This window comes from Granulicella sibirica, from assembly GCF_004115155.1.
GTDB classification, from domain to species: Bacteria; Acidobacteriota; Terriglobia; order Terriglobales; family Acidobacteriaceae; genus Edaphobacter; species Edaphobacter sibiricus.
In genome coordinates, this window is the sequence record NZ_RDSM01000001.1 from 368729 (window position 1) to 385682 (window position 16954).

General features: G+C 59.7%; 16 protein-coding genes. 4 read left to right on the top strand and 12 right to left on the bottom strand.

Translation table 11 applies throughout. The features are described from left to right. Positions 1-3 precede the first annotated feature (3 nt). From GRAN_RS01545 to GRAN_RS01570, 6 genes are all read right to left on the bottom strand, one after another. Entirely contained in the window at positions 4-1026 is a 1023-nt protein-coding gene (locus GRAN_RS01545; RefSeq protein WP_128911261.1) for a VWA domain-containing protein, read from the bottom strand. A gap of 91 nt (positions 1027-1117) precedes the next feature. Further along, positions 1118-2257, bottom strand: coding sequence for a molecular chaperone DnaJ (gene dnaJ, locus GRAN_RS01550; RefSeq protein WP_128911262.1), 1140 nt, complete (start codon positions 2255-2257; stop codon positions 1118-1120). 136 nt (positions 2258-2393) lie between these two features. Further along, on the bottom strand, positions 2394-3059 hold the full coding sequence (locus GRAN_RS01555) for a nucleotide exchange factor GrpE (protein ID WP_241654274.1): 666 nt from the start codon (positions 3057-3059) through the stop codon (positions 2394-2396). A gap of 18 nt (positions 3060-3077) precedes the next feature. Next, the gene (gene hrcA / locus GRAN_RS01560; protein WP_128911263.1) at positions 3078-4172 is read right to left on the bottom strand and encodes a heat-inducible transcriptional repressor HrcA; all 1095 of its coding nucleotides are present in this window, start codon (positions 4170-4172) and stop codon (positions 3078-3080) included. 254 nt (positions 4173-4426) lie between these two features. Then, positions 4427-5260 (bottom strand): Mrp/NBP35 family ATP-binding protein, encoded by an 834-nt coding sequence (locus GRAN_RS01565; RefSeq protein WP_128911264.1) that lies wholly within the window; start codon positions 5258-5260, stop codon positions 4427-4429. 32 nt (positions 5261-5292) lie between these two features. Continuing rightward, positions 5293-5814 carry an acyl-CoA thioesterase gene (locus GRAN_RS01570; RefSeq protein WP_128911265.1) on the bottom strand — a complete coding sequence of 174 codons (522 nt, stop codon included), beginning with the start codon at positions 5812-5814 and terminating at the stop codon, positions 5293-5295. 79 nt (positions 5815-5893) lie between these two features. Between GRAN_RS01570 and GRAN_RS01575 the strand changes: the two genes are divergently transcribed. The 4 genes from GRAN_RS01575 (at position 5894) to GRAN_RS01590 (ending at position 9757) form a co-directional block, all read left to right on the top strand. Next, on the top strand, positions 5894-6190 hold the full coding sequence (locus GRAN_RS01575; RefSeq protein WP_241654275.1) for a tetratricopeptide repeat protein: 297 nt from the start codon (positions 5894-5896) through the stop codon (positions 6188-6190). Positions 6191-6264: 74 nt separating this feature from the next. Continuing rightward, positions 6265-7821: a sigma 54-interacting transcriptional regulator gene (locus GRAN_RS01580; protein ID WP_128911267.1), complete on the top strand. Its 1557-nt coding sequence runs from the start codon at positions 6265-6267 to the stop codon at positions 7819-7821. A gap of 61 nt (positions 7822-7882) precedes the next feature. Next, positions 7883-8461: a hypothetical protein gene (locus GRAN_RS01585; RefSeq protein ID WP_128911268.1), complete on the top strand. Its 579-nt coding sequence runs from the start codon at positions 7883-7885 to the stop codon at positions 8459-8461. Positions 8462-8512: 51 nt separating this feature from the next. Then, the gene (locus tag GRAN_RS01590) at positions 8513-9757 is read left to right on the top strand and encodes a vWA domain-containing protein (RefSeq protein WP_128911269.1); all 1245 of its coding nucleotides are present in this window, start codon (positions 8513-8515) and stop codon (positions 9755-9757) included. 169 nt (positions 9758-9926) lie between these two features. Here the strand turns inward: GRAN_RS01590 and GRAN_RS01595 are convergent, their stop codons facing one another. From GRAN_RS01595 to GRAN_RS01620, 6 genes are all read right to left on the bottom strand, one after another. Continuing rightward, on the bottom strand, positions 9927-11474 hold the full coding sequence (locus tag GRAN_RS01595; RefSeq protein WP_241654276.1) for an AsmA family protein: 1548 nt from the start codon (positions 11472-11474) through the stop codon (positions 9927-9929). 188 nt (positions 11475-11662) lie between these two features. Then, positions 11663-12211 carry an NUDIX domain-containing protein gene (locus GRAN_RS01600; protein WP_128911270.1) on the bottom strand — a complete coding sequence of 183 codons (549 nt, stop codon included), beginning with the start codon at positions 12209-12211 and terminating at the stop codon, positions 11663-11665. A 32-nt stretch (positions 12212-12243) separates the two neighbouring features. Then, positions 12244-14406, bottom strand: coding sequence for a CocE/NonD family hydrolase (locus GRAN_RS01605; RefSeq protein WP_128911271.1), 2163 nt, complete (start codon positions 14404-14406; stop codon positions 12244-12246). A 44-nt stretch (positions 14407-14450) separates the two neighbouring features. Beyond that, positions 14451-14741 (bottom strand): CDGSH iron-sulfur domain-containing protein, encoded by a 291-nt coding sequence (locus GRAN_RS01610; protein WP_128911272.1) that lies wholly within the window; start codon positions 14739-14741, stop codon positions 14451-14453. Between the two features lie 75 nt (positions 14742-14816). Beyond that, entirely contained in the window at positions 14817-15314 is a 498-nt protein-coding gene (locus GRAN_RS01615) for a hypothetical protein (protein ID WP_128911273.1), read from the bottom strand. Positions 15315-15375: 61 nt separating this feature from the next. Then, on the bottom strand, positions 15376-16953 hold the full coding sequence (locus tag GRAN_RS01620; RefSeq protein WP_128911274.1) for a sigma-54-dependent transcriptional regulator: 1578 nt from the start codon (positions 16951-16953) through the stop codon (positions 15376-15378). Position 16954 lies beyond the last annotated feature (1 nt).

Genomic DNA, 16954 nt, shown 5'->3' on the forward strand with positions numbered 1-16954 from the left:
CGTCTACTTCTTCTCGTCTTTCTTCTCTTCCTTCACTTCTTCCTTCGTCTCCGGCACCACCGGGACATCCAACGGTCCCGCCCAATAGCTCTCCCGTGTCCGAATCTTCGCATCCGGATAATCCGGGATCTTCACCGACAGCCGGTGCAGCCCCGTGGCAGCGTCGCTGGCCGACTGAAAACTCAGCAGGTAGTAGTTGTGAATGTGATTCGAAAGCTGGTGCAGCCCCGCGTCGAACTCCTTCTGCGACGTGAAGTTCACGTACTCACCGCCCGAAAGTCCTGCCAGCTCTTTCGAGACGTTCTTCCGTATTGCCTGCACCGCAGCCACGAGCAAGCCGATAGGACCAGGCCCCATCTGCCCATGAAATAGGCTTCCCGCCATCTCGTTCCGGGCCGGACTGAACGCCACCGAATCCACCACCGTATTCGTCCGCCCAAGCGAGGCGATCACCTTCTCCGGCCGCTCCTTGCTTCCATGGTCCCGCGTCTCCGAGATCAACAGGATCGCGTGCCGATAGTGGTTATTCCTCTTCTCCAGAAGCTTCGTGGCGTACGAGACTGCATCCATTGTCGCCGCACCGGAATCGTCATCGCACGGTTCGAGATCGTTCAGTGCCCGTTGCAGCGAATCCGGATTCCGCGAAAACTTGCCCAGCAGTTCCGGCTCAGACCCATACGAGATCAGCGCGACCTCCCGCGGAGCCTCGCCCGTAATCTCGTCGATCATCGTTCCCAGGCCCTGCAGCTTGGCAAACTCCATCACCGCCGAACGGCTGCATTGCACCACCACCACGAGCGATAGCCCGAGTGCATCTGTATCTTCGTCCAGGTGAATCGCCTGCTTCACCCCGCTGTCTTCGACAACGAACTGCTCCGGCTTCAACTCGTACAGCATATCGCCGTGCTTCGTTTGCACCTGCGTCGGCAGCAATACGACGTTCGATTCGGTCCGCAGCGTATACCCCGCCTGCCCTGACGTATCCGCAGTAATCGCGGCCCCAGACGGAGCAGGCGCCTGAGCCATAAGCCCAGGCGCCTCCAAAAGAACAAGACCGACTAGAGCAAAGACGAAGCGCATACCCATCACTCGCAAAGCATCTCCGCCCAAGCTGCTCCTAGCTGAAAATATCCTTCATCTTGTTGAAGAGCCCGCGTGAATGCGGCGTATTTTCTACGCCCATCGTCTCCTCAAGCTGTTTCAGCAAGTCCTTCTGCTGTTTCGAGAGCTTGGCAGGAGTCTGCACCCGCACCTCGACGACCAAGTCTCCACGTCCGCGTTCGTTCAGGTGCGGAACGCCCTTGTCGCGAAGCTTGAAAGCCTTCCCGCTCTGCGTACCCTCGGGAATCTTGATCGACTCGCGCCCATACAGCGTCTCGATCGCGAGCTCCGTTCCAAGCGCTGCCTGCGGGAATGAGATCGGCATCACGCAATGAAGGTCATCGCCATCGCGCTCGAAGAACTTGTGCTGCTTTACATTAAGCACCACATACAGATCGCCAGGAGGTCCGCCGAATTTGCCTGCTTCTCCCTCGCCCTGATACCGGATGCGCGTATCCTGCTCCACGCCCGCCGGAACCTTCACCGAGATCGTATGTTCGCGCTGCACGACAGTCTGTCCCGCGCACACCTTGCACGGATCCTTGACGATGGTTCCCGTTCCCTGGCACTGCGCACACGTCCGCGCCACCGAGAAGAATCCCTGTTGCGTCCTGAGCTGCCCGCGCCCACCGCACTGCGGACACGTCACCGGGGCCTTCTCCTTCGTAGCGCCGCTTCCCTTGCACTCCACGCACATCTCGGATCGGCGAATCGTGATGTCCTTTTCCTTACCGAACACCGCGTCTTCGAACTCGAGCGTCATGTCGTAGCGCAGATCGCGTCCACGCTGGACGCGAGACGCCTTCCGTTGCCCGCCCATGTTGAACATCTCGCCGAAGAGGTCGCCGAAGATATCCCCAAGATCCTGCGCATTCCCACCGCCCGCGAACGGATTGCCGCCACCGGGGCCACCCGCCTGGAACGCAGCATGCCCGTAACGGTCATACGCCGCGCGCTTCTCGGGATCGCTCAGTACCCCGTAGGCCTCGCTACACTCCTTGAACTTGTCCTCGGCCTCCGGATTATTCGGATTCCGATCCGGGTGATATTGCATGGCAAGCTTGCGGTAGCTCGCCTTGAGCTCCTGATCACTCGCCGTCCGGGATACGCTCAATACCTCGTAGAAGTCTATCTTTGTCACGTTTGCCGTAGCCATCTCCCAACTCTTCCTATCCGACTCAACCGCCCCACGCCTGTTGCTGCCTAGCCTTGCTGCCGTTGCTTATCTGTAGCCGTTGCTTATCTGGTTGTCGTTCCCGCAGAGATCTGCGTTTGTACTCGTCGAAGAACTCTTACTCCGAAACCTGAGCCGGATTCGAAGCAATCCGGACGAGTGCCGGTCGGAGCAGCTTCTCCCGAATCTTGTACCCGCGCCGAATCTCTTCCATGACCTGGTGGTCCGGAAACTCGGCAGTTTCGATGCTTCCCAGAGCCTCGTGGACTCGCGGATCGAACATCGCTCCGACAGACTCTACTGGTTGAACGTTCAAACCCTTCAGCGCGTCTTCCATCTGCTTCAAAATCAACTCGACGCCGCCACGAAGTTGCTCCGCAGTGCCATTCGCCTTCAGAGCCAGCTGAAAGTTATCCATGACACCCAGAAACGGCTCCACCGTCGAGACGACGGTATAGTCCCGCGTATCCTGCCGCTCCTTCGCCTCACGCTTGCGGAAGTTATCGAACTCCGCCTGCAGCCGGGCCAGGCGATCCATCAGCATGTCCCGCTCGCCCTTCAACTGCGCCACTTCTGCGTAGGATCCGCCGTCCGGCTGAACATCCGAACCTTCCTGCCCGGCCTCTGTCACGCCTCGCGTACCAGCGTTGGACTCCGGATCCAGCACTTCCCCATTCAACTCTTCCACCATCTGATCGTTGCTCTCCATCTCTTGCTCCATCTCTCTATTGTTGCCGATTCCGGCCCAACGCGCGACCTTGTCCCAACCGCTCTTTTCCGCCATCCGCCACAACTCCTGACTCTACGGCGTTCCGCCCGGAGCCTGAAGCACCCGGTCGAACACCTTTGCCATGTACAACACTGCGTTCATCGTATCCTCGTACCGCATCCGCTTCGGACCAATCACACCCACGGTCCCACGGTTCTCGCCCTGCATCCGCGCAGGCGCCGCGATCAGCACAAGCCCCGCCATCTCCGGCGCCTGTTCTTCGAGGTCGAACACGACGCGCACGCTCTCCTGCCGAGCATCAATATACGCGTTCAACAATTCCACAAGACGCTGTTTTGCCTCCAGCGCTGCAAGCAATTCCCGAAGCCGGACCGCGTCCTCGCCAGCCATCTGAACGCCAATCAGGTTCGCTACGCCTTCCACGTACACGGTCTGCGGCTGCCCCATACCCTCCGGCACAGCCTTCGCCCAAAGTTGCCTAGCCTCGCGCATGTACTCGCTGCGCGAATCATCGACCATCCGGGTTAGCTCGGTCCGCACGGCCTCGAGACTCCAGCCGCGAAATTGATCATTCAGAAACCGCGCCGCTGTCTCGAGTGTCACCGGCGTCAAATCCTTCTCCAGCCCAAGTACCCGGTCCCGCACCTGCCCGCTCTGCGTGACCACCACAGCCAGAACGCGAGCTGCGGCAAGCCGAGAAAAATGGATGTGTTCCAGGGTATCGACACGTTCGGCTGCAGCCGTCACCGCGAGCCCGACTCCGCTTGAAAGCGTCGCCAGCACATGCGACGTCCGCTCCAGAACCTCCTGCGTTCCAGCCACCCCGGCAAACTTCCGGTCAATCTGTGTCCGCGAGCTCTTCGAAAGCCCCGTCAGTCCCCGGCCGCCACCACGCAACTGCTCCACGTACATGCGGAACGCCCTAGCCGTTGGAATCCGGCCGGCTGACGTGTGCGGTTGCTCCAGCAATCCGAGATCGGCCAGTTCCGCCATTTCGTTCCGTATCGTGGCCGCGCTGACACCCTGGCCAACAGCAGCCCCTGAACCCGCATACATCATCGCCGCGATGGTTCCCGACCCCACCGGCTCCCCCGTCTCGATATAGTTCTCGACGATGGCCGTAAGAATCAGGCGCTGCCGCACCGTGCATCGTTCCGCGCTCGTCATGGCCCCACCTCCTCACCCAACGATCAACCTTAACTCTACGCTAGACGTCAACCCCGGCCTCGAAGCAACTCGCTCAATAACCGTCCAAGAGTGCATGCAACGCTCTGACTATCTCTTTTTTTTTGAATACTTTACGAGAGACTTTCCAAACATGCCGCACATTCTAAAGACTTTAGGCGTGGACCTAAGCCGAAGTCCACACCTAAGTCCAATGATTCGAAGACTTTAGGACTTTCACCCAGGGTGGGGTACTTCTAGGTGATCTCCAGGACGTCGGAATCCTGGCGCGCAATCTCCATCGCCCGGCTTATAACCCGATGCGCGATCTCGAAGAACGGCTTCCCCAGCGGAGACTCTGGCCCGGCCAGCGCCGCCGGCATCCCGCGATCTCCACCCTCCCGCACCTTCGGATCCAGATCCACCCCGCCCAGGTACTCCAACCCAAACTGGGCCGCGGTCCGCTCCGTGCCTCCCGCACCAAAAACATCGAGAACGGTTCCATCCGGGAGAGTCATCTGCGACATGTTCTCTACCATGCCGATCACCTCGACCTTGACCTGGTGGAACATCTCGAGGGCCTTTCGCGCATCCTGCAGCGCGACGCTCGATCCCGTCGAGACCACGACAGCGCCCGTCAGCGGAACCGTCTGCACCAGCGAGATCACCACATCGCCGGTTCCTGGAGGCAGATCCACGATCAGGAAGTCCAGTTCCTCCCACAGCACCTGGGTCAGGAACTGCCGGATGATCTGGTGGAGCATCGGTCCGCGCATCACCATCGGCTTGTCGCCGGGCGAGATCAGCCCTACCGAGATGAACTTCACCCCATGCGACAGGATCGGCTCCATCATCGAGTTCCCCGTTACGTTCGGCTGGCGCGTCACCCCAAGCATCGTCGGCACATTCGGCCCGTAGATGTCAGCGTCGATCAGCCCGACCCGATACCCAAGCTTGCCAAGCGCAACCGCCAGGTTCACCGCCACCGTCGTCTTGCCGACTCCGCCCTTGCCGCTTCCCACCGCGATCACATGGCTCACACCCGGCAATGGCTGTGGTCCCTGCTGCATCTGCGCTCCCATATTTCCCATTACACGCTCCTGAACCCCATTCTATGCCGCGTCTACAGATGCCATTCCCCACCCAATGCCGCCCGCATCTCCCGTTTCCGCAACGTCTCCCCGGCTCGCATCTCCCGCCGCCGCCCCGCATCCTCATACCGTCGCTTCTGGTGCTCAGTCTCCGGCGTGATCTGCGGGACCACCAGCTTGCTTCCATCCCGGTCCACCGCCACGAAGGTGAGGTATGCCGAAGAGACATGCCGGAGCCTCTGCTCCCGCACATCTTCCACCATGACCCGCACTCCCACCTCCATGGAGCTACGAAACGCTCGATTCACGCTGGCCTTCAGGATCAGTAACTCCCCCACCCGGACGGGCGACACAAAGTCCAGATGATCCATCGATGCCGTCACGACGATAGCGCGGGCGTGCCGGCTGGCGGCCATGGCCCCAGTGAGATCGATGTACTGCATCAGCCGTCCGCCAAATAGATTGCCAAGCGCATTCGAGTCCGCGGGGAAAACGATCTCACTTCGCTCCGATTGCGACTCCTGAACAGTTCGGTATATCGTTTCGTCGCCCATCCCCTAAGTGTCAGCAATCCACGGCCGGAACGCAACCACAGTCGTCGTTCGCTAAACTAGGGCCATGGACAGAATCGCCATGCTCACCGAGATCCTGAAACAGCAGCCGAATGACGCCTTTGCCCGCTATGGTCTGGCCATGGCCTACTCCGAAGCTGGCCAGTCCGAAGAGGCTCTGGTGGAATTCGCGCATCTCCACGAGAACAACCCGGACTACGTCCCCGGCTACCAGATGGCCGGCCAACTTCTGGTTAAACTCGGACGCACAGGCGAAGCGCAGACGGTTCTGGCTACAGGAATAGAGGCCGCGAACCGTACCGGCAACACGCACGCCTTCTCGGAGATGCAGGCGCTTCTCGATGACATCGGGGAATGACAATCCTCCACCGGATCAAACGCTGTCGTGGTGCGGCGAATCGTTGATCCCCGCCGGGCGTCTATAGTTAGACCATGGCGAATAAGCTCCCAGCAAACCTCCCCACGACTCTCGGTCAGCTTCGCGCAAGCGAGTACACCCCGGCCCTCCTTGGCCGCAGCGTCAAGGAGGAGCTTCGCGAGAATCTCATTGCACGCCTGCGGGCGAACGCCGCTTCCGATGTTAAGACGCCTCTCTTCCCCGGTGTGATCGGGTATGAAGACACAGTCGTTCCCCAAATCGTGAACGCCGTGCTCTCGAAACACAACTTCATTCTTCTGGGTCTACGTGGACAGGCGAAGTCGCGCATTCTCCGGGCGCTCACGACGCTTCTCGATGCTGCGACCCCGTATGTTGCCGGCTCCGAACTCCGCGACAACCCATACGCTCCCCTCTCGAAATTCTCTCGCGACCTCATCGCGGCCAAAGGTGACGACACGCCGATCTCCTGGCTGACTCCGGATGAACGCTATGTTGAAAAGCTGGCGACTCCGGACGTCACAGTCGCTGATCTGGTGGGCGATATCGACCCCATCAAGGCCGCCCGTTCCGGCCAGGATCTTGGGTCTGAGCTGACGATGCACTATGGGCTTCTGCCCCGCGCCAACCGCGGTATTTTCGCGATCAACGAAGTTCCTGACCTCGCGGGCAAGATCCAGGTGGCGCTCTTCAACATCATGCAGGAAGGTGATATTCAGATTAAGGGCTTTCCTGTGCGCCTGCCGCTCGATGTGGCGATCGTCTTCTCCGCCAATCCTGAGGACTACACGGCTCGCGGCAAGATCGTGACGCCGTTGAAGGATCGCATCGGATCGGAGATTCGTACCCACTACCCCGAGTCAATCGACGAGGCCATTGCGATCACGCAGCAGGAAGCGTGGTCCAACCGTGGTGCCGCGAGTGAGATCCACGTTCCTCATTACATCTCGCAGATCGTTGAGACGATCGCATTCGCCGCCCGCGAAGACAAAAAAGTCGATAAGCGGTCCGGTGTCTCCCAGCGACTTCCTATCTCGACGATGGAGCTGGTGATCTCGAATGCCGAACGCCGTGCGTTTCTTCATAACGAGACGCTTGCCGTGCCTCGTGTGGCTGACATCATCGCCGCGCTGCCGGGCATCACCGGCAAAATCGAACTTGAATATGAAGGCGAGATGCGCGGGGCGGATACAGTCATCCGCGAGATCATCCGGCAATCAGTTGCCAGCGTTTTCGATCAATACTTCGCCGATACGAATACTCAGCAGATCGAGCAGTGGTTCAACCTCGGCGGAACGGTCGCCCTCACCGACGATCACTCGGCAGCGGATTCGCTCAAGGAGCTAAAGCAGATTCAGGGTCTCTTCGAAAAACTGACTCCCTTGAAGCTCGAGAAGAATGCTCCGGCGGAGATCGCGGTATCCGCCGCCGAGTTCCTGCTGGAGGGCATGACATCCCATAAACGTCTTTCCCGTACCGAGGAGCGCGCCTTCTCGGCGGCAGAGAAAAAGTCACGTAACGATCAGGCGGCTCAATATGCGGAGCGTATGCGCGACAAAGAGGTCGAGCGCGACGAAGCCGCCAGAAACCGCACGCGCAGAGGCTTCAACTAAACTCATTTGCATGATCGACTCCTGCCGCGCTTTCTGCGTTCGATGCTTCAGCATCGTTCTCGTGAGCGCGGCTTTTCATTCGACTAAGGCGCAACAGCCTATTGCGCTCACCCCCACTCTGGCCCGCAGCGAGGGCATTGAGCCGACAAGCCACATCGTTTTTGCGCGCATCTACCTCACCGCGACGGGCTCCCCTGCGCCCACAGAATTCGATATTTCGCTACCTACTCTCACGGTCCAGTGCACTCGACGTCCGAATGACAAGTTTGTTTTCGAACTATTCGTGAACTTCGGGAATGTGACGGATACTGCCTTCTACCCGCCATGGCGCCGGGCGGACGATGAGCTCTTTCCGCCAGTGACTCAGAAGCAGCCGCTCATGATGGAGTTCCTGGGCTATACGCATGTCAAGCCGGTCCGGAGGCAGTTCGAGTATGTGGTCGCTCCGTTTGGCCAGCTTCGTTACAACGCGCCTTCAGGAGGTTCTCCAAATCTCGAGGAGATTGCGTTCTACTTTCAATATCTTCGCGCGCTCCCTACGTTTCGCCTGAGCTATCCGGGGCACACCGTTACCTTCGAGACGGCGCCTCTGCTGGCGCAGATCCATAAAGAACCTTTGTGCCACGCAAGCAGCCTCTGAGATAGAACCCTCCACTTGTCCATGCGCGTCTAAACTGATACGAGGCTCCCTATGAAGCGTATTCGCTATACCAAGTTCACCGGCGATCTCTCTGATGCCTTCGGCCTCGAAGACCTGATGCAGGCGCTGTCCGACTTCCTGCTCGACTCGGGCTTTCAGGATCCCATGTCTCGTTTCCAGCAGTTCGACGGTGACCAAACGATGGAGAACCTGCGGGATGCCATCCGGCAGGCGCTTGACTCGGGCGAACTCTTCGACGAGGAGGCGCAGGAGAAGTATGAGACGCTCTCCGAAGATCAGGTCGAGGAGCTCATCGATCAGATCATTCAGAAGATGCAGGAGCAAAACTTCATCAATGCGCAGCAGCCTGAGGAGGTCCAAGGCGATCAGGGGGATGGCCCCGAGACGCAGGCTCGGTTCGAGGTGACTGATAAGGGAATGGATTTCCTGGGCTACAAGGCCTTAAGGGAGTTGCTGGGGCCTTTGGGTAAGTCGAACCTGGGACGGCACGATACGAGACATGAGGCTTCGGGGGTCGAGACGAATGGGTCTTCCAAGATGTATGAGTTTGGGGATAACCTGAACCTGGACATTACGGCGACCCTAAGCAGCGTCTTTGCGCGTGAGGGGTTTCATGTCCAGCCTGGCGAGGCGCCCGGGACGCTGAACCTCGAATATCAGGATCTGCATGTTCACCAGTCGGACTACCAGAGTTCATGCGCGACGGTTGTCCTGCTCGACTGCTCGCACTCGATGATCCTGTACGGCGAAGACAGGTTTACCCCGGCAAAGCGCGTGGCGATGGCGTTGGCCCACCTCATCCGGACACAGTTTCCCGGCGACACGATCAACCTCGTGCTCTTCCATGACTCGGCCGAGGAGATACCGATCTCGCAGCTATCGCGGGTGAAGGTTGGGCCGCACTACACGAATACGCGGGAAGGGCTTCGGATGGCGCAGCGAATCCTCTCGCGGCAGACGAAGGATATGAAGCAGATCGTCATGATTACCGACGGCAAGCCCTCGGCGCTTACGCTTCCGGATGGGCGAATTTACAAGAATGCGTTTGGTCTGGACCCGCTTGTGATCGCCGAGACGCTCGAAGAAGTGGCGCGGTGCAAACGCTCCAACATCATGATCAACACGTTCATGTTGGCGAGCGACTTTGCGCTCATGCAGTTCGTGCAGAAGGTGAGTGCGATGTGTCGGGGGAAGGCGTACTTTACGACCCCAGAAAACCTCGGGAGCTATTTGCTGATGGACTTCATGTCCCGACGGATGAAGACCGTTCACTAGGTCTCCCCTCCCTCCCTCCCTCCCTTTCCCCTAAAGTCTTCTATCGAAAGACTTTAGGGATGGACTTCGCGAGTCGGCTCCCGCTAAAGTCTTGAAAAGAAAGGGAATTTCTTTCAAAGTATTCATTCCAGAAGAGATAGCCCCATCACGACACGCACTTTTGGAAGACCTAGCGATGCCGTTCCTCGAGGCTTTTCTCCGTCTTTCCCCCAAAGTCCAGGCCGAACTTCGGGGCAGATTTGGTTCCAGAGATTTTGACCGGTACGACCGCACCGGCGCCATCCTTGGTAAAGAATGGGTCGGCAAGCTTCAGAAGCGCCGACTTCCATCCCTTCTTGACCATCTGCGAGACCTTTGCCTGCGTCGTCACTTTGCCGGCAAACTCGAACTGCTGTCCGTCGAGCGAATACACTCCGACCAAGTTCACGGTAGCGCCGGGTAGCTGATAGTTGAGATCGTCTACCCTCAGGCGTCCATCGTCCATCACGAATCGTCCTGTCATGTGGGACCGTACATCGTCAGCACCCGCCTTTGCCAAGTCGGGATGGCCTTGAGCGCGTTCGCTCATCTCATCGACCTTGTCCTGGGTTTCGGGATTGGTGAAATGAATCGCCGCCATGGTGAAGTGGCCCTGCATCGAGATCTTCTGCGCGACGCTCTCTTTTCCGGGACGGATGTGCAGCTTGGTTTTCATGCCGAGCTGTGCGGTCATGACGACTGGTGTGGTCTTCACGGCAAGAGAGAGAAAGTCTTCAAGCCGGCCCTGGGGAACGTCCACGTCGAGGTCGATGATGTGTCCTTGTCCCCGTACGTTCACCACGGAGCCCGAACAGGTGAAGCTCGAGCGGCCGAGCTTCGCCTCGACAGGCTGGAGGTACGTGTCGCCACTCGTCCCGTCGACAGTCGCCTTGAACTTCGTGCTCAGAGGCATAGGATGATTTGCCGAATCGAGCGAGAAATTGGGTGTCTGCGTGGTTCCGCTGACCTCGATGCGGTTGAGTTGCCCGCCGAACTGGCCCGCGGAGGAGAGGGTGCCGCCGATGCCCTTGATGGTGTTGAGGTCTGCGTGATCGAAGCGGTAGGTACCGGTGATCGAGGAGTCACCGGGACTCTCCGGGTTCCAGGGGCCGAAGGTTCCTTTCGCCTGGATATCGCCCTTCGGGATCGCATTCACGAGTGTGGCGTCATAGTTAAGAGGGGTTCCGCGACCCACGTTGCGCAGGACGATTTGCTTCAGTTCGAAGTCTTTCGGATCCTTGCCTGGTTTGGAGCTCTCGATGAGAACGCGCGAATCGGTGCAGATGATCTCGTCCGCATCCATCTCGATCTTTCGCTTCGGCTTCTGCTCAACGCCTGCCTTGCGCATTTGCCGGGGAGGAATGCGGATCTCGAGACCCGAGACGTGAACCGTGTGGACGTGCGTTGGATGTTTGAAGAGGCCGAGGACATCTGCCCGGAAGGAGAATTGGCCTACGGTGAAGATGGGGGCCGTCGCACCGGCCTCGACGACATCTTCCGGAGCAAAGATTCGCAAACCGCGTCCCGAGACTTCGAGCCCGCGCATGACGGAAACATTAAAGTCATCGAGTTCGATCCTGCTGTTGAAGTGGGTCTGAAGCGTCTGGACCACTCTTCCCTTGAGAATCGGCTGCGCCCGTTTGAGCATGATCGTCGCCGTGGTCGCCAATCCGGCCACCACTGCGAGAACTACGATCACAACGATTCCGATCCAGCGCCAAACCCTGCTGCGATGACGTCCGCCTTCCGAACCTTCCACTTCCCGCTACCTCGAAGTCTCACCGATCCATTGTTAGTGAGACGGTAAGAGTTGGATGTGGGGTGTGATGAAAAGGTTCCTGCCGGGAAGAACTTGTGGCGGAATGGTTTCACACAGACAGCGGCAGCTTAGCTCCGGCGAGCCTGCCAAATGCGATACAGGCCCCATGCGGCGATGGTGCAGTTGTCCACGATTCTTCCATCGAGGAACATCTCTTCAAACTCGTCGACCGAGACCCGCTTGAGGATGAGATCGGACTCTTCGGGATCGGGATCGGCCTCGCCCATCGACAGACCTTCCGCGAGGAAGACATGATGCTTCTGGTTCATGACTCCGTACGCGATGGCGAGCGTGGCAAGATGCGTCATCTTCCCCGCCGTGAAGCCGGTCTCTTCCCTGAGCTCGCCGCGTGCCAGTACTTCGGGTTCGACGTCCGCCTGCTCCCACCCGCCCTGCGGGAATTCCATGAAGCGCTGCCCGACGGTGTAGCGAAACTGCTCGATCAGCCAGACGAAGTTGCCTTCGGGCGTGACTTCAAGCGGAATGACGATGCAAGCGGGATCTTTATCGATGACCCCATAGACGCCGCGTTCCCCATTGGAGCGCTCGATTATGTCCTCGCGCACACTGGTCCACGGATTTCGGTAGACTTCCCGGCTGCTGATGGTTTTGATCATCGACGCGTCCCCACGGGCACTCTATCGGCATTTTACTGCTGGATGTTCAATTCCAGATGAGAAGGGTACTTCGGCGACCCGTAGATGGTCTCCGTCTCGGCTTTGTAGGCGGATGGCGGGGCCGTCATGATGTTTTCAACGTAGGTCTGCGGGTTGCGGTCGTAGAGGGGAAACCAGCTCGACTGCACCTCGACCATGACCTTGTGGCCCTTGAGAAACGTGTGGTCCGCTCCGTTGAGGCTGTACTTGAACTCGGTGGGCTCGCCGGGTTTCAACGGCTCGGGGTGCTCGAAGCTCTTGAGGTAGCGGCCGCGGAAGATCTCCTCGGCGATCATCAACTGGTAGTCAGCCATGCCGCCTGGGGCGTCGTCGGGATAGACGTCGATAAGCTTGACGATCCAGTCGGCGTCGGTTCCAGTCGTCGCGGCGAAGAGGTCGGCGACTACGTTTCCGGTGACCGTCACGTCGGCATCGAGCGCGGGAGTCGAAAAGGACGCTAGATCCTTGCGGATGGTAACAAAACGCTGGTCTTCTGCGAGCCATGGACGCCATTTCGACCCAGGCTCGTAGGTAGCCTGAATCGGTCGGGCGCGGTAGGGTACGGGATCGGCTGGATCGGCCACATAAGCCGCCGCGACCTGATCGTAAGCTCCCTCCGGAGCAGTGAAGCTCAGGCCCTTGTCAGCCTTGAGGTAAAGCTTGGCGGGCTTGAAGCCTGACTTTGGTGGCCAGGCGTCGTACCGCTCCCACTGGTTGCTTCCCGAACGGAAGCTGGCGACGTCCTTGAGGTCGAAGCCGGGCTTCCCTTTTAGATACTTCTCGAAGAAGGGCGCTTCGATCGTGGCGCGGTAGGTATCGCCGGCTGCCGAGCCGAAGTCGATGGCACCGAGATGGCGGGTCGTCTGGTTCCATTGACCGTGGTTCCATGGGCCGAGGACGAGGAAGACTTCTCCCCTGGTGTCGTGCGGCTTAAGGGCGGCGTACTCGGCCTGCGTTCCCCACATGTCTTCCTGATCCCAGTAGCCGCCTACCTCGAGCGTTGGGACCTCGACCTTCGTCAGATGGCGTTCGACAGCCATATCCTGCCAGAACTTCGTGTAGCTCGGCTGCGAGAGGAAGGCCTTCGCTGTCGGCAGGTTGCTCATGCCCGCTGACTGGGCTGCTCCGGCGAAGTTGACGTGCTGGAGAAAGAAGTCGTAGGTGTCTCCCTTGGAGACAACGGGGACGTCTGTCTTCTGGGCTTCGAGCTGCTGCACATAGTCGAAGCCGTAGGTCTCGCGGAAGGCACCGTTATGGAAGAAGTCGTCGCCCATCCAGATGTTTGTCATCGGGGCCTGTGGACTGATGGCCTTGACTGCCGGGTGGGCATCGATACCGGCCATCATCGCCAGGAATCCGGGGTAGGAGACGCCGAGTACGCCGACCTTGCCGCTGTTGTGCGGGACGTTTTTGAGCAGCCAGTCGATCGTGTCGCGGGTGTCGGTGGTCTCGTCGACGTCGTTCTTTGTCCCATGGGCCACGATGGGGCGGTTCATGACGAACTGGCCTTCGCTTGTATAACGGCCGCGAATGTCTCCGAAGACGAAGATGTACCCGCTCGCGGCTAGCTCGGGCTTGGTTGCATTGACGCTCCACGACGAGTTTCCGGCGACCCCGTAGGGAGTGCGAGTCATAAGGAAAGGCAGAGCCTCGCCGCTGGTCTCAGAGCCGGACGGACGAAGGATGACCATGTGCAGTTTGGCGCCGTCGCGCATTGGGACCATGGCTTCGGTGCGGACGTAGTCGCGGAAGTGATTCAGGTGAGCGCCTTCGTCCGAGAAGCGCGTCATCACCTCGGTCCCGGCGGATCGTCCGGTGGTCGAAGTCATGGTGAGGCTGGAGACCTTGCCGGCCGCGTCGCGCGAGAAGACGACCTTAGTGCTGTCTGGAGAGAAGAAGTGATCGGGCGACTCGGCCTTGAGCTCAGTCCGGGCGAGGCGTGCACCTTCGATGAAGAGCTGTGCGCCTTCGACGGTGATCGAGCGTATCGCGTCCGGCTCCTCTGTCGGCCGATATTGTCCGACATATGCGGCGAGGGTTGCGGCAGGAACGCGAATTGAGGTTGGTGCAGTCTGCGATGATTCCTGCGACCAGCCTGCCGAACAGCAGGCCAGCGCGAGGACCGGAACAAGCTTCCAGGAAGAACGAATTCCCAAGGTCACCCCTTGTTTGACAATTGCGAGACGTACGGGCTGCGGAGTTATCCCTGAGCGACGGGCTCAACGGGGATCGGGCTTGCGTCGCATTTCCATCCCTCGCGTCCGTGGGTGCCATCGCAGAAGGGCCGCTTGGACGAAAGGCCGCAGCGGCAGAGCGAGATGGCGGGCTTTCCGGTGAGGTCCCACTCCTGCCCATTGACGTCGACGAGCTGAATGGGGCCCTCGACGCGGAAGGGACCGTTGGGGCGAACCGTTATCTTTACTGCTGGGACATTTTCCGAAGCCGACTCTTCGCCTGCGCCCACCACTACCTTCAAACCTTCGTCCGACATCGCATAGCCCACCACCCGGTGTCCCGGGAGCTTCCCTGGAGATTTAGACCAAGGATAGCAAACCCGGCTGGATGCTTAGGCGTTGCCGCGAAGCCTCTCGCGGATCTCGGTGGCGAGTTCGACGAGGTGCTGGAGCTTCGGGGCCAACATGGGTGGGACGCCGGGTTCGCGGAGGGTTAGCTGGGTTTGGAGGAGAAGGCCGGTGACTGAGCCCTTCAACTCACTTCCAATCGCCGCTGCCGCCTCCCGCCGCGCCATATCCGACTCGTGCTGTCGGCGGGCGAGAGCGCCACGTACCTCTCGAATCAGACGCGTGCGGGCCGAGATGGCGAAGTTGACCTCCATGGGGACTGCCGTGCCGGCCTGTTGCCAGGCGAGGTCGGCCCAGTCCGGATCGGCCTCGGCAAGGCTCTCTTCGATTACCACGACGCTGTAATCTTCACGTCGAAGGGCGCTGAGGCCCTCACGGCGACCGGCTGCGAACTCGACCGGGACATCGAGTTCCTCCGCCATGGCCGCCGAACACGCTTTCCCATCCCGCATCGTCGAAATCAACAAGACTTTTCTGCTCATGACGCACTCTCCATTTGCTCTGTTGGTATGGCGTTCGTGTCGTTCTTGCGCTTGCGCGACGCTAGTCTCCGAGCTCACCGCCTTCGGCAATCCCGTATTCCTTTAGCTTTCGATAGAGGGTGGTCTTGCCGATGCCGAGAAGTTTGGCCGCCATCAGTTTGTCTCCCTTTAGCTGGCGAATGGTCCGCAGAATCGCCTGCTTTTCCATCTCGGCAATCGAGAGGATGGCTGCCGGAGCCGACCCGGATCCGGGGCTTCGCCGCACCATTTCTTCCTCCTGCGGCCGCTCGCCTCTCCCGATCGTGATCGTTGCCTGCATCCTGCGCTGCCGATGCGAGTCCTGCAATTGGCTTGGGAGGTCGTTGAAGTGCAGAATCGGGCCGGAGGACAGGGCGGAGGCACGTTCGATCGCGTTCTCGAGCTCGCGCACGTTGCCGGGCCAATCGTATTCCGTCATGGTCCGGAGAGCGTCGTCGGAGAGCTCGTAGGCTATCCCTGTCTCCCTCTCCAGACGCTCGAGAAAGTGCATCGCGAGGACCGGGATGTCCTCTCTGCGTGAGCGCAGCGGGGGAATTTTGAGATTGACGACGTTTAGACGGAAATAGAGATCCTTGCGAAACTTTCCCTGCTCGACCATGCTGACAAGATCACGGTTGGTAGCGGCGAGGACGCGCGCCGAAATGGGCACCGTAAACGTCGCACCGACCGGCCGCACCTCCTTCTCCTGCAGGGCCCTCAGGAGCTTGGCCTGCAGGTCGAGCGGAAGCTCGCCGATCTCGTCGAGGAAAACCGTGCCTCCTTCGGCAGAGGCCAGCAGGCCCGTCTTCGCCTTATTGGCTCCCGTGAATGCTCCACGGACGTATCCAAAGAGCTCGCTCTCGATCAGGGTTGGAACGAGAGAGCCGCAGTCGACCGGGACGAAGGGCTTCGGTCCGAGCGGGCCACCGAAGTGAATGGACCGAGCGACGAGTTCTTTACCCGTGCCGCTCTCGCCGAGAATCAGTACGGGGTGAGTCGAATGGGCGACCTTCGTGAGGATTCGGTAGAGCTTTTCCATCTCGGGCGATCGCCCGATCATGTTGCCGAGCCCTTTTTGCGTCCGCATGCTCTCGCGCAGACGCCGCGTCTCAAGCTCGAGATGCCAGGTTTGCTCAACCCGGGAAAAAATCGAGGTCAGCTCCTCCAGGGCGAAGGGCTTGGTAAGGTAATCGCCTGCGCCGATTCTCATCGCCTCGACCGCAGAGCTGACCGTGGCGAAGGCAGTCATGACGACCACGGAGGTGTGGGGGTAGAGCGATTTGACCTCTCCCAGAAGAGACAGGCCGCTCAGTCCGCCGGGAAGTTTGAGATCGAGAAGCAGGAGATCGATTGGCTGCCGCCTCATCATCGCCTGCGCCTCCGCCCCGGTACCCGCGCTGATGACGGCAAAGCCCATGCTTTCCGCAATGTCGCAACATGCCCTGCGGACTGGCTCATCGTCATCGACCACAAGCACACGAAACAGTTCCACCTGATCGGCTGTCTCGGCGCGTGGCGAGGGAGCCAGGCCGGGGTCCAGGCTCGAGACGCCGATCAACACCCCTGACGGACTGGCTACGGCGTCATTGCCGTACTCGGGACGATAGGCCCCAGGGGACATG

Bases quoted from the DNA above. Each gene is read 5' to 3' on its own strand.
- dnaJ (WP_128911262.1), bottom strand. From the start codon at position 2,257: ATGGCTACGGCAAACGTGACAAAGATAGACTTCTACGAGGTATTGAGC.
- GRAN_RS01590 (WP_128911269.1), top strand. From the start codon at position 8,513: ATGAAGCGTATTCGCTATACCAAGTTCACCGGCGATCTCTCTGATGCC.
- GRAN_RS01610 (WP_128911272.1), bottom strand. From the start codon at position 14,741: ATGTCGGACGAAGGTTTGAAGGTAGTGGTGGGCGCAGGCGAAGAGTCG.
- GRAN_RS01620 (WP_128911274.1), bottom strand. From the start codon at position 16,953: ATGTCCCCTGGGGCCTATCGTCCCGAGTACGGCAATGACGCCGTAGCC.
- GRAN_RS01555 (WP_241654274.1), bottom strand. From the start codon at position 3,059: ATGGCGGAAAAGAGCGGTTGGGACAAGGTCGCGCGTTGGGCCGGAATC.
- GRAN_RS01580 (WP_128911267.1), top strand. From the start codon at position 6,265: ATGGCGAATAAGCTCCCAGCAAACCTCCCCACGACTCTCGGTCAGCTT.
- GRAN_RS01565 (WP_128911264.1), bottom strand. From the start codon at position 5,260: ATGGGAAATATGGGAGCGCAGATGCAGCAGGGACCACAGCCATTGCCG.
- GRAN_RS01570 (WP_128911265.1), bottom strand. From the start codon at position 5,814: ATGGGCGACGAAACGATATACCGAACTGTTCAGGAGTCGCAATCGGAG.
- GRAN_RS01615 (WP_128911273.1), bottom strand. From the start codon at position 15,314: ATGAGCAGAAAAGTCTTGTTGATTTCGACGATGCGGGATGGGAAAGCG.
- hrcA (WP_128911263.1), bottom strand. From the start codon at position 4,172: ATGACGAGCGCGGAACGATGCACGGTGCGGCAGCGCCTGATTCTTACG.
- GRAN_RS01575 (WP_241654275.1), top strand. From the start codon at position 5,894: ATGCTCACCGAGATCCTGAAACAGCAGCCGAATGACGCCTTTGCCCGC.
- GRAN_RS01545 (WP_128911261.1), bottom strand. From the start codon at position 1,026: ATGGCTCAGGCGCCTGCTCCGTCTGGGGCCGCGATTACTGCGGATACG.
- GRAN_RS01600 (WP_128911270.1), bottom strand. From the start codon at position 12,211: ATGATCAAAACCATCAGCAGCCGGGAAGTCTACCGAAATCCGTGGACC.